The organism is Radiobacillus kanasensis, from assembly GCF_021049245.1.
Classification (GTDB): domain Bacteria; phylum Bacillota; class Bacilli; order Bacillales; family Amphibacillaceae; genus Radiobacillus; species Radiobacillus kanasensis.
The window spans coordinates 3,162,910-3,175,447 of the sequence record NZ_CP088020.1 but is presented as its reverse complement, the minus strand read 5'-3'; the positions used below and the strand labels follow the sequence as shown (position 1 = coordinate 3,175,447).

The following is a 12,538-nucleotide window of genomic DNA, read 5'->3' as shown; positions in this document are numbered from 1 at the left end:
CATATTACAATTTTTCGAAGCAAGAAGGAAAGGGGTTCCCTTATGCCTATCAGGTTGTCTTTCTACCGAAATCTAAAAATTAAGGACAAAATATTCTCCGTTTCCCTTGTACTATTATTAATCTTTTGTTTAATTGGGATTGTAACTTACCACTATTTTACCTCTGTATATGAAAAAAGAATCTTCCAAGAATCCGCCGAAATGCTAAAGGTTTCCTCAACTATTATAGATAAGGAATTGCGCAAGATGGAAAAACTATCTTTTCAAATTAGTACAGATGAACTTATTCAAGATTATTTAGTAACAATCAAAGAGAATACCTATAATTACTCCGTCTACCAGTCGAAAATGAAGCTTGCGGACCGTCTGCTAACCTTCTCTAACACGGAGCATTATATTTCCTCGATCCAAATAGTTGACGCCATGAACAATTCCTTCTTATCAGGTTATAACACAGACATGAGGAGTCGAATAGAAGGTATTTATTTAGAAGTGTTAGATGCCCAAGGGGCTAACATTTGGTCTAAGATAAAAGAGCAAAATGGAATTTCATCTGCAAGACTCATTAGAAGAAAGGAAAACTTAAGCTTAGAACATTTAGGCGTCTTAACCATTGGGATTCATATGGAAAGGTTTATCGATGAGATTTTAAATTTCTCCTCTTATAAAAATTTTGTTATTGCGAATCGAAATCAGATTTTTTATCAAACAGGGGAGCAAATGTGGGATATGAAAGACTTATCATTAGCTAATTATGAAAACGGTTACACCATTACAAAAATCAATGGCAAGGATTACTTCGTTTCCTATATCCCTTCACGCTATTCATCTTTTGTCTATTATAATATTCTTCCTTTTGAAAACATTACAAAACAGTCTAGAATGATTCGCAATATTATGATTGTCTGTTTTTTGTTTATGTTATCAGTGACTCTTCTGTTAAGTAGAAGGGCCGCTCAAAACATTTCAAAGCCTATAGAAAAATTGATGGGTAAAATGAAGCATGTGCAAAATGGGAATTTTGACGAATCGGAAATACACATAGAAAGATATTATAATGATGAGGTAGGACAATTACATCAAGACTTCAGAACGATGCTAGCTAAGATCAATGAGCTCATTCGCGAAAATTATCAAAAACAGCTTGTTATTAAGGAAACCGAATATAAAGCGTTACAGGCACAAATCAATCCTCACTTTTTATATAACACGTTAGACTCCATGAATTGGTTAGCTAAAATGAACCACCAGGATAAGATTTCCAAAATGGCGGAAGCGCTAGGCAATATGATGAGGAACATTATTAGTAAGAAATCGCCGTTAATTACAGTTAAAGATGAACTAGAAATCGTAAACAATTATATAATCATCCAAAAGTACAGGTATGAAAACCGGCTGGACTTTTCTCTTGAAAGTACCGTTGATTATGATAGAAGTCAGATCCCGAAGTTAACGATTCAACCACTCGTTGAAAATGCGATTCAACACTGTTTAGAACAATTGGTCGCAAATTGTTATGTGCATGTTCACATTACAAGCTACCAAGAAGACCTTGAGATAACGGTAGAAGATAATGGACCAGGTATGGATGAGCAGACGATCCATTCCATATACAATGGAATGGTTAAATCCAAAGGTACTGGAATTGGAATCTATAATATTAATGAACGCATTAAGCTAATGTTTGGACCGGAATACGGTATCGATATAGAAAGTGAAGTTGGGATAGGGACGAAAATTAAGATAAAATTACCTTTCGTTAAGAGGTGAATTTCTATGTACAAGGTTCTTTTGGCGGATGACGAAATGAATATTTTAGAGGGAATAGCCGCTTTGGTGGACTGGAAGGGGTGTGGCACCGAATTAAAGGAAAAAGCCTTTAATGGGCAAATGGCCTACCATAAAATTGTGAGCGATCCCCCTGACATTGTGATTACTGATATAAAAATGCCCGGAATGGATGGTGTCGAATTAATTGAAAAGGTCCATCAAGTATTCCCGAATATCCGATTTATTATATTGTCTGGATACGATGAATTTGAGTTTGCCAAAAAAGCGATGCGCTATCATGTCAACCATTATTTATTAAAGCCAAGTAATGAACAAAAAATTGAAGAGGCACTTCGTCAAGTGGTACAAGAACTAGATGATCGAAAGAGTCGAGAACATTTTGTGCGCAATATACGAACCAAACTAGAAAGCCTATTACCAAAAGCAAGGGAGCAAGTGTTAAAAGAGTTTGTTACAGCCAGAAAGCTGGGAGCACAGGAGTGGCACTTTTTCAAACAGTTGTTTGATTTGGAAACAGATTGCCGATTCACGCGGTTACTTATGTTAAAAATTGATGAGGACCACGATTATGAACATGTCTTTGCATTAAAGGAAATACTAATGGAACAGGCAAGTGGGTTAACTTCTAATCCTTTGACTACTGCGATTGCAGATAAGGTGGTTTTTTTGACGGAGAGCGTTCCGTATTCGGATTTGTACACGCTCATTCAAAATACAAAAGAGGCGTTTCACACCTTTTATAAAAGAAGCTTTACTGCTGCGATTAGTAGTCAAAAAGAATTCAGTCAAGTAAGAATTTTGTATAACGAAGCATTGGACTGTTTAACACAATCCTTTTATTTGGGAAGTGGAAGCATTATTACACCGAATGAGTGGCAAAGCCGGAATACGGAGGATATTCAGTTAGATCATACAGATTGTATCTTTGACATCAAGAGTGGCAATGTACAAAAGGTCCAGGACTATATTGAGCATTTTTTTACCTGTATCTTAAGTCAAAAATATGATGTGAATGTTGTTAAATCACACTGTTTAGAGCTGTATGTCACAATCATCAGACAAGCAGAGAAAAATCAGTTTGATTCTTACTTTCTTCATGTTTATCAGATCAATGATTTTAACCATTTACATGAGGTCAAGGCATTTATTAAGGATGTAGCAATGGAGATTACGGAAACGGTTTTTGAACAGACAAAGAAAACGCAATCCCATTTAATTGCTAGAGTTAAAGATTATGTGGTTCAAAACTTGGCAAATACCGACTTGTCTTTAAATAAGATTGCCAATGAAGTACTATATATGAATCCAGACTATCTTGGGAAGCTATTTAAAAAGGAAACCGGCCAGAAGTTTTCTTCTTTTTTGACTAATCAAAGAGTTGAAAGGGCCATTGAATTGATTCAGCAAATGGAAGAAGTCAAAGTATTTGAAATAGCAGAGAAGGTTGGCTTTGGAAATAATCCTCGTTATTTTGGTCAGGTTTTTCGGAAATACACAGGTGTTACACCAACGAATTATAAAATGGAGAGATAATAACTTATGGATGAATGGTGCCATAGGTTATTTTTCGTATTCGAATTTTTTCCTGATTATTCGTATCGAATTTTTTGCCGAATGAGAAGGGATGATAGGTTCCTTTGTCGACCATCCATGTGTGAAGGAATTTTTATCTGATTTTTATACATGGATGTCTGATTTTTTTATTTAGAAAAAACAAACGTTGTTATATGATGATACCAGTTGAGAAAACGCTTACAAATTAAGGGGGTTATTGAAAGTGAAAAAGTGGTTGTTGTTTATTGTTACACTCATTTTTGGGTTGGTTTTAACAGCCTGTTCTAGTGGAGGTGAGGAGGCAGCAGGTGAACAGAACGAACAGGAAGAGAATGGAGACCAGGTTACACTTCGCATGTCCTGGTGGGGTTCACAAAGCAGACATGACCAGACACAAGAGATCATTAAGAAGTTCGAAGACGAATATCCGAATATTAATATTCAGGCTGAGTTCACGGGATTTGATGGTTATTTTGAAAAGATGGCTGCCTCTGCAGCAGGTAACAACTTACCGGATATCATGCAACAAAACTTTGGAGAGTATTTAAATCAATATGCAGATAAGGATCTGCTAGCTGATTTAACAGAGTTTGTTGATAGTGGTGCTATCGATGTAGAAGGGGTAAGTGACACTATTATGGAATCTGGGAAGAAGAATGGAAAGTTGCTAGGGATTCCTACTGGGACTAACGCTTTAACGGCTTTTTACAACAAGGATATGTTAGAGGAAGTTGGAGTAGAGGCACCTAGTGAAGACTGGACGTGGGAGCAATACAAGGAGTTAGCAAAACAAGTTCATGAAGAAACAGGTAAATTTGGTACAAGACTAATGGAGCCGAAGAATCTGTTCGAGTACTACCTACGTGAGAAAGGATATAAGCTCTTTAATGAAGATGGAACCGCTTTAGGATATGACGATGATAAGCTTTTAGAGGACTATTTCAAGATGAACTTAGACATGGTAGAGGCTGGTGTTGCACCAGGTTATGATGTGATTCAGCAAATTAAAGGGGTAGAGGATGAACTGATTGTTCATGGAGAAGCTCCATTTGACTTTAGATGGTCAAACCAAGCGACAGCATTGGCTTCTGCAGCAGGTGATAAACAAATTGAAATGACGCTTTTACCAGGTGAAAACAATGAACAGGGCATGTATTTAAAGCCGGCAATGCTCTGGTCTATTAGTGAGAACTCTAAGCATAAAGAGGAAGCTGCTAAGTTTATCAACTTCTTTACCAATAATATTGAAGTGTACAAAATTGGTGGATCGGATAGAGGGGTTCCAATTAAAGCCGAAATTAGGGAGCAAATGCAAGCTGATTTAAGTGAAACGGATAAAAAAGTTTTTGAATATATCGAGCTTGTAACGGAGAATAGCTCACCAATTGATTCTAATTTCCCTCCAGCATCGTCCGAAATTTTGGCAAAACTAGAACAAGTTGACGAACAGGTCATGTATGGACAATTAACTCCAAAAGAAGGCGCAAAAGAATTCCGAAGTATGGCGGAAGACATTTTAAGTAGGGAATAAAGGAATGGCCCTGATTCTGTCAGGGCCGTACTTTCCTATAGATAGAAGAGGGAAGAGGTGAATGTCATGATACCAGAAAGACAGGAGCAAGAACATGAACATGATTATCACGAGGTGAAACCAAAAAAGCAAGGTAAAAAAAGAGGAAGAAAAAAGATCGAATCTGATGTGAACAACGTAGCGGGATATGGGTTTATTTCCCCATTCTTGATTGGGTTCTTTGCCCTTACTTTGTTTCCAATCCTTTATTCTTTTTATTTATCGTTTACGGATTATGACTTGATGGGACAGCCGGAGTGGATAGGGTTGGATAATTATGTCCGGATGTTTACCCAGGATCAAACGTTTTGGGAAGCGATGAAAGTGACCTTTTTTTATGCAGGTGTTGCGGTTCCTATCCGTTTAGTATTTGCGTTACTAGTAGCCTTAGCTTTGAATAAAATTGTGGAAATGGTTGGGTTATACCGGACTCTCTTATACTTACCTTCTGTTGTTGGAGGAAGTATTGCTGTTTCTATCATGTGGAGACAATTGTTTGGCAACGATGGTGCCGTTAACTCTATTCTGAGTTCATTAGGTCTACCTACTCATGCATGGTTGGGTGATCCAGATACTGCAATTTGGACTTTAATCGTTCTTTATGGATGGCAATTTGGTTCCTCCATGTTAATATTTCTGGCTGGCTTACGAAACATACCAAAAACATATTATGAGGCTTCGAGTGTGGACGGTGCTGGTCCCCTTAAACAATTCTTTATCATTACGTTGCCTTTGTTAACACCTGTTATTTTGTTTAATACAGTCATGCAGGTTATTCAAGGGTTTATGGCATTTACACCAAGTTTCGTTGTCACAAATGGTGGACCGGTAAACAGTACGTTATTGTACGTGCTTTATATGTATCGTCGGGCATTTGAATACTTTGAGATGGGTTATGCCTCGGCTATGGCATGGGTGATGCTCGTTATCATCGCTATTTTTACTGCCTTAATATTCAAGAGTTCTCCTCACTGGGTTCACTACGAATCCGAGAGTAAATAGAAAGGAGTAACCATGATGCAATCTCAAGCTAGGAAGAGAATGAAAAAGATGATTCAACACCTTGTCATGATTCTGTTCACTTGTATCATGATATATCCATTAGTTTGGATGGTAAGTAGCTCTTTGAAGGAAAGTTCTTCTGTATTCATAGACGCCCATACTTTGATTCCAGATGTACTTCATTTTGAAAATTATATAAATGGCTGGAAGGGTTTTGCGGGGATTAGCTTTGGTACCTTTTTTAAAAATTCATTCATTATTACCATTATTGCGACCGTTGGAAGTATCCTATCTTCGACCATTATTGCCTATGGGTTTGCTCGTTTAAAGTTCAAGGGTAAAAACATTTGGTTCGTCTGTATGATGCTAACTATGATGCTGCCATTTGAAATGGTTATGATTCCACAATATATCATGTTTAATCAATTTGGTTGGATTGATACGTATTTACCGTTAATTCTTCCGACATTTTTTGGCATACCATTCTTCATCTTTTTAATTATGCAATTTATTCGAACTATTCCGAGGGAACTAGATGAGGCAGCCAAAATAGACGGATGTAGTAATATTGGTATTTTTACACGGATAATCGTACCTTTAGTGGTGCCGGCGATGATGACTGCTACGATATTTTCATTTTACTGGCGCTGGGACGACTTTATGGGGCCATTAATTTACTTGTCTACACCTGAGAAATATCCTGTATCTCTTGCATTAAAACTCTTTTCAGATCCAAACTCTGTAACAAATTGGGGTGCTATGTTTGCGATGTCCACCTTAAGTATTGTTCCTATCTTTGTTATATTCTTTTTCTTCCAGCGCTATATCGTAGATGGAATTAGTACGAGTGGACTTAAATCATAAAGAGAGGAAGATTGGAGATGGAAGTAAATATTGTAGAACGATTAAAAACACCGCTTGATTGGGCAAAGGCAGCTTGTGATTCTTTGATGAATGCCTATACACCGGATCAATTACCACCGGCGAATCGATGGCATTATCACCAAGGAGTCTTCTTAGTAAGCATGTTGCAGCTTAGAGAAAAAGTGAAGCAGGATAAATATTTGAGTTATGTAAAAGAGTACGTCGATCATCTAGTCGATGAAAATGGGAATTTCTTGTTCAATCGGGAAGAATTAGATGCTATTCAAGCGGGACTGTTGTTATTCACACTTGATGAAGAATTTGAAGATGCTCGCTATCGGAAAGCGGCTACCAAGCTTAGAAAAATGTTTCCAACTTTAAATCAAACATCGGATGGAGGATATTGGCATAAAGATAAATATCCTTATCAAATGTGGCTGGATGGTCTCTATATGGGTGGAGTCTTTGCCATGAACTATGGGAAGAAATACGGAGAACCACAGCTACTAAATATGGTTTTGGAGCAAGAAAGACTAATGAGAAAGCACACGCGTGATGACAAGACGGGCCTGTTTTACCATGCTTGGGATGAAAAAAGAGTACAGCCTTGGGCAGATCCGAAAACAGGAAAATCCCCAGAATTTTGGGGGAGAGCCATCGGGTGGTATGGAATAACGTTTAATGAAATATTAAGCTTCTTACCTGCTGATCATAGTTCTCGCTCTGAACTAACCAAAGCGCTTCAGGATTTGGTCAATGGGTTCATTCCATTTCAAGACCGTGATACAGGCATGTGGTATCAAGTAGTGGATAAAACAGATGATATAGAGAATTGGTTTGAAACATCCTGTACGAGCTTGTTTGTGTACACGATAGCAAGAGCGATTCGTGAAGGGCATATTGATCCTTCCTATTCCGAATATGCCATTAAAGGGTATAAGGGACTTCTGAAAAGGATGGAATTTGATCAAAATGGATTATTTCAAATGCCCGATATCTGTATAGGAACAGGGGTCGGAAATTATGAACATTATTTAAAGCGCCCAACGAGTACAAATGATTTACACGGTGTTGGTTCCTTTGTTCTGGCTAGTATAGAAATGCAGGAGCTATTACCCGACTTACACAAGTAGACAGACTGTAGGAGGAGGAATATGAGACGAATTGCCGTATGTGGGGTTAGTAAGCGTGCCATTGACATGTTTATTAAACCTATGACCCAACGATTTGCTGAGACGAATAGATTAGTAGGGTTATTAGATTCTGATTCGAAGCGATTCGCTGTATGTAAGGAACAAGTTCAGGAGACTTCAAATGTTCCAGAATATAAGGATGATGAGTTTGACCGAATGATAGCGGAAGTTTCACCGGATGTCATTATTGTAACAAGTCGTGATGATACCCATGTTCACTATATATTAAAAGCATTAGAGCATGATTTGGATGTGGTTACCGAAAAGCCGATGACGACAACCGCAAGAGATAGTCAAAGAATCATAGATGCGGAAGCGAGTAGTAAAGGGAAAGTGACGGTAACCTTTAATTATCGATATAGTCCGTATCATATGAAAATAAAAGAGCTGATCAGAGAAGGGAACATTGGAACGATTACATCCGTAGACTTGAATTGGTACATTGATACGTACCATGGATCCAGCTACTTTCAGAGATGGAATAGACGGAGAGAGTATTCGGGTGGATTATCTATCCATAAAAGCTCACACCACTTTGATTTAATTAATTGGTGGCTGGAACAAAATCCAGTGGAAGTGTTCGCTTTTGGTGCCCTTCATTATTTTGGTGAAGATAGTGTATATAATCCGGCAAAAGAGGACGATCGGTATTGTCAGACATGTCAAGTGAAGCATCGATGTTCCTACTACATGAGGTGGAATACGAGAAGTGAAAGCGCTATGGTACAGGATGACCATATTGAGTCTGACTTAGCCCGAAAAAGTAGCTATACGAATTACCGCCCTGACCAATGCATCTTTGATTCCGAAATAGAAATTGAGGATACGTACACAGCTACGGTCCGTTATGATAAAGGAGCATTGCTCAGTTACTCGATTAATTTCTCTTTGCCGTATGAAGGATACCGTCTAGCAATAAATGGTACAAAAGGGCGGATTGAAACGACAGAATTTCATGCACCATCGAGAGTTCCTTTTCCTACACCTGAACAGACGATTGACTACTTTCCTTTATTCGGATCAAAGGAAACGATTCATGTTGTAAAACGCGGTGGTGGACACGGTGGTGGAGACCCTGTTATCCAAGAAGATATTTTCCTTGGAGTCGACCCGTTAAGGGAGTATGATATCTTATCAGGAAGTAAGGATGGTGCGTATGCCGTTGCAACAGGAGAAGCCGTATGGAAATCTGTGAAGGAAAAACGGCCTATTCTCGTTGAGGAGCTGTTAACGAGTCAACCTATTATACAGTGAAGGTTGCTTTTAGAAGTTTAACAGATTACTAGTGAAAGGAATAGGAGGCGATAGGATGGCGATGGGACGCTTATTAACAGGAGTATATCAGGCATGTAAATGGATTTCTCATTTTGCGATTTTGCACTTGTTGTGGGTGGGTTGCACGCTGCTAGGGGGAATCGTTTTCGGAATAGGGCCTAGCACGGTGGCAATGTATGCAGTCGCAAGGAAAACCATTTACGAAGATGTGGAGATTAGTATGGTTCAGACGTTCTGGAAGTCATACCGTCAAGAATTTCTCAAAGCAAATGGCTTGTTTTTCTTGGTAGCGGCTATCGGAATTATCTGGTATTTCGATCTGCAGTTTTTTAGACAATTCGAAGGAATCTTTTATTCCATCATGAATTATCTCATGATTATGGTTGGCCTGGTTTATTTTATCCTCCTGCTATTCCTTTTACCTGTTTATGTACACTATGATTTAAAGTCTTTTGCCTATATAAAACAAGCGTTAACGATAGCCTTTCTAAATCATAAAGCCTTACTTCTCTTAGTAGTAGGGGGACTGTCATCCTACTACTTCTTTATAACGTTTCCGGGTTTTATTCCGATTTTTGGTATAACCTTGTTTTGTCATTTTAATATGTGGGTTGCCTTCCATTGTTTTCAGTCTATTGAAGAATTTCAAACTTAAGGAAAGGAAGGACCGCTCTTGATTCATGTTTATTTAATTGGAGATTCTACCATGTCTACGTATGAGGATATACGAGCACCGAGAACGGGATGGGGGCAAGTTTTGGGGAAATACTTCGATCAGCAAGTACGGGTCATCAATAAAGCCGCCCCAGGAAGGAGTTCGAAAAGCTTTATGGAGGAGGGGTTATTTTCTAGCTTTTCTTCTTCCCTGACGTCTCATGATTACGTATTTATACAGTTTGGTCATAATGATCAAAAGCCTGATAAGGAACGATCAACTAAACCATTTACAACGTACCAAAATTATTTGCGATACTATGTAACCGTTGTTCAGAAAGCTGCTGCCACACCTGTTTTGCTTACGTCCGTTCAAAGAAGAAGGTTTAATGACGCTGGGGAACTGGAAGAGACTCATGGTTCTTATCCGGATGCAATGAGGGAGCTTGCAGATTCCATGTCCATACCATTAATAGACGTAACAAAGAAGAGTACTCAGCTTCTTAAGCAATATGGACCAGAGAAGTCTAAACGGTTATTCATGTGGATGGAGCCAGGGGTGTACGACTATTACCCAAATGGGGAACAAGATGATACGCATTTCTCTTATTTTGGCGCCAATGAGATAGCAAAGCTAGTTTTGAACGGAATCAAGGATCTTGATCTTCCTTTGGCTAAACATATTATGGATGAGAGGTGACGTTTTATGTCTATTGGGGTTTTAGCACATTTGTTTGGAAAGTCATCTTATGAGCACATTGCTTCTCAGGTTAGTAGATACGGGTTTTCTTACGTTCAATTAGCATTGTGGAAAGCTTTTGAATACCCTGATTTTACTAAGGTGGGTTATTTAAACACAGGACTGGTTAGGGAAATAAAGGGGGCCTTCGACAAACATGGTGTAGTGGTATCGACATTAGCCTGCTATTTACATTTGTTTTTGCGGGAAGAGAATAGAAGGCGAAATCATCTTGAAAGATTTAAAGAGCTTATTCGGCATGCCCATTCTTTTGGTACAAATATTATTGCAGTAGAAGTTGGGAAAATGCCAGATGGATTTGTACAGGAAGATTGGTACACGTTAAAGCAATCCCTGTTGGAATTAATAGATGAAGCGGAGAAGCATGGGGTGATTATTGGAATTGAGCCAGCTCATGAACATTTGATTGGAGATGCTAAGACGCTTTCCAATATGCTTGAAGAGATTCCTTCCTCTTCTTTAGGAGTAGTTTTGGATCCAGGAAACCTCTTACATGATGGCAATTTTCTACAACAGGATGAAGTCATAAAGGAAGCGTTTCGTCTATTAGGGGATCGAATAGTGGCATGCCATGCCAAAGATCGAGTTCTGGACAACGAAGGAAGGATAAAAACAGTTCCGCCAGGTCAAGGAAAGTTGAATTATAAGCTTTATATGCATTTAGTGGAAGAGTATAAGCCGAATGCAGATATTATTATGGAAGCCGCTCAACCAAAGGAAATGCTCGATTCAAAAGCTTATGTGGAAGGTATTCGGTTTCAAATGCAAATGGAAAAAAGGAAGAGTTCTGAAGAACATTCTTCTAGAACTCTTGATAAGCAGTTATAGCTTTTTAATGGATTTGGATACCGTTAAATCAGGTTGGAGGATAATCTGCTTTTCGACTTGTTCCCCTTCTACGATTCCTAACAGTGTCTCTGTTAATTTTTCGGTAACCTTATCAAGTGGAACGCCGACTGTTGTCAAGGGAACTTCTAGATGCTGCGTGTCCGGAATATTGTCATAGCCGATAATGGAAATATCTTCAGGTATAGAAAGATTTTTCTCCTGTACGGCTCTGAATATTCCTTTAGTCAAATCATGGCTTCCACTTATGATAGCAGTTGGAAGGTCTTGGCGCTGTAAAAGAGATCTCATGGCTATGTATCCGTCGTATTGCTCTAGTCCGGAGACCGGAATGATATGTTCGGAAGAGTATGGAAGTTTTAATTCTTGGGCAGCTTGGATAAAGCCTTTCACCTTCTCTTCCTGCAAATAATCACCTACTCCGATGTCACCTAGGTAGCAAATACGTTTATGGCCGTTTTGATAGAGATAGTGAACGGCTGTTTCAATAGCCTTACTACGATTCACATCAACGGTATGGTAATGCTGCTCCCCGTGGGAAACACCATACTTCAGTATGGGAACGGTAGAGGAATAAGCCTTTTTCGTAGAGCTATCATCGAACACTAAGATGGCGTCAACTTGGAATCTATTAAAAGTCTTGATGGCAGATTCTGTATCGTTTATGGAGATTAAGGTTGTATAAGAATGTTTCTCAAAGCTTTGATTAAGGCTGGTCACCAGTGCGGAATGTGCTACTCTTTGAATGGTTGGCCAGACGACTCCAATTGTATTTGATTTCTTGGAGACTAGACTCCGAGCAAATGCATTGGGCTGGTATCCAAGTTCTTCGGCAATTTGTATAATTCGTTTTTTAGTTGGTTCTTTGACCAAGGGGCTGTCACGGAGGGCTTTCGATACCGTGGAATAGCTAACACCAGCACTCTTGGCTATATCTTTGATCGTTACACTCATAGATCATTTTCCTCCTATAAGGGGATAAAACAACGTTGTTAATAGTATAGCTAGTTTTGGATAGAAAAACAATCG

At 38.7% G+C, this 12,538-nt stretch carries 11 protein-coding genes; 10 read left to right on the top strand and 1 reads right to left on the bottom strand.

Annotated features, from left to right (window positions below; genetic code table 11):
- The first annotated feature begins 42 nt into the window (after positions 1-42).
- The 10 genes from KO561_RS16405 (at position 43) to KO561_RS16360 (ending at position 11,491) form a co-directional block, all read left to right on the top strand.
- Entirely contained in the window at positions 43-1,770 is a 1,728-nt protein-coding gene (locus KO561_RS16405) for a sensor histidine kinase (protein ID WP_231094344.1), read from the top strand.
- A 6-nt stretch (positions 1,771-1,776) separates the two neighbouring features.
- Positions 1,777-3,324 carry a response regulator transcription factor gene (locus KO561_RS16400; protein WP_231094343.1) on the top strand — a complete coding sequence of 516 codons (1,548 nt, stop codon included), beginning with the start codon at positions 1,777-1,779 and terminating at the stop codon, positions 3,322-3,324.
- Positions 3,325-3,568: 244 nt separating this feature from the next.
- Positions 3,569-4,876 carry an ABC transporter substrate-binding protein gene (locus KO561_RS16395; RefSeq protein WP_231094342.1) on the top strand — a complete coding sequence of 436 codons (1,308 nt, stop codon included), beginning with the start codon at positions 3,569-3,571 and terminating at the stop codon, positions 4,874-4,876.
- Between the two features lie 66 nt (positions 4,877-4,942).
- The gene (locus tag KO561_RS16390; RefSeq protein ID WP_231094341.1) at positions 4,943-5,917 is read left to right on the top strand and encodes a carbohydrate ABC transporter permease; all 975 of its coding nucleotides are present in this window, start codon (positions 4,943-4,945) and stop codon (positions 5,915-5,917) included.
- Between the two features lie 12 nt (positions 5,918-5,929).
- Positions 5,930-6,781 carry a carbohydrate ABC transporter permease gene (locus KO561_RS16385; RefSeq protein WP_408004825.1) on the top strand — a complete coding sequence of 284 codons (852 nt, stop codon included), beginning with the start codon at positions 5,930-5,932 and terminating at the stop codon, positions 6,779-6,781.
- Positions 6,782-6,798: 17 nt separating this feature from the next.
- Positions 6,799-7,914 (top strand): glycoside hydrolase family 88/105 protein, encoded by a 1,116-nt coding sequence (locus tag KO561_RS16380; protein WP_231094340.1) that lies wholly within the window; start codon positions 6,799-6,801, stop codon positions 7,912-7,914.
- Positions 7,915-7,935: 21 nt separating this feature from the next.
- Entirely contained in the window at positions 7,936-9,228 is a 1,293-nt protein-coding gene (locus KO561_RS16375; protein ID WP_231094339.1) for a Gfo/Idh/MocA family protein, read from the top strand.
- A 55-nt stretch (positions 9,229-9,283) separates the two neighbouring features.
- Positions 9,284-9,904, top strand: coding sequence for a YesL family protein (locus tag KO561_RS16370; protein ID WP_231094338.1), 621 nt, complete (start codon positions 9,284-9,286; stop codon positions 9,902-9,904).
- Positions 9,905-9,922: 18 nt separating this feature from the next.
- Positions 9,923-10,603 (top strand): rhamnogalacturonan acetylesterase, encoded by a 681-nt coding sequence (locus KO561_RS16365; protein ID WP_231094337.1) that lies wholly within the window; start codon positions 9,923-9,925, stop codon positions 10,601-10,603.
- 6 nt (positions 10,604-10,609) lie between these two features.
- Positions 10,610-11,491, top strand: coding sequence for a sugar phosphate isomerase/epimerase family protein (locus KO561_RS16360; RefSeq protein ID WP_231094336.1), 882 nt, complete (start codon positions 10,610-10,612; stop codon positions 11,489-11,491).
- Here KO561_RS16360 and KO561_RS16355 read toward each other — a convergent pair.
- Entirely contained in the window at positions 11,486-12,463 is a 978-nt protein-coding gene (locus KO561_RS16355) for a LacI family DNA-binding transcriptional regulator (protein ID WP_231094335.1), read from the bottom strand. The two genes, KO561_RS16360 and KO561_RS16355, sit on opposite strands and share 6 nt — an antisense overlap.
- Between the last annotated feature and the right edge of the window lie 75 nt (positions 12,464-12,538).

What these genes read in the sequence shown, in the direction of transcription:
- KO561_RS16405 (WP_231094344.1), top strand. Translation starts at nt 43, where the DNA reads ATGCCTATCAGGTTGTCTTTCTACCGAAATCTAAAAATTAAGGACAAA.
- KO561_RS16400 (WP_231094343.1), top strand. Translation starts at nt 1,777, where the DNA reads ATGTACAAGGTTCTTTTGGCGGATGACGAAATGAATATTTTAGAGGGA.
- KO561_RS16390 (WP_231094341.1), top strand. Translation starts at nt 4,943, where the DNA reads ATGATACCAGAAAGACAGGAGCAAGAACATGAACATGATTATCACGAG.
- KO561_RS16385 (WP_408004825.1), top strand. Translation starts at nt 5,930, where the DNA reads ATGATGCAATCTCAAGCTAGGAAGAGAATGAAAAAGATGATTCAACAC.
- KO561_RS16380 (WP_231094340.1), top strand. Translation starts at nt 6,799, where the DNA reads ATGGAAGTAAATATTGTAGAACGATTAAAAACACCGCTTGATTGGGCA.
- KO561_RS16375 (WP_231094339.1), top strand. Translation starts at nt 7,936, where the DNA reads ATGAGACGAATTGCCGTATGTGGGGTTAGTAAGCGTGCCATTGACATG.
- KO561_RS16370 (WP_231094338.1), top strand. Translation starts at nt 9,284, where the DNA reads ATGGCGATGGGACGCTTATTAACAGGAGTATATCAGGCATGTAAATGG.
- KO561_RS16360 (WP_231094336.1), top strand. Translation starts at nt 10,610, where the DNA reads ATGTCTATTGGGGTTTTAGCACATTTGTTTGGAAAGTCATCTTATGAG.
- KO561_RS16355 (WP_231094335.1), bottom strand. Translation starts at nt 12,463, where the DNA reads ATGAGTGTAACGATCAAAGATATAGCCAAGAGTGCTGGTGTTAGCTAT.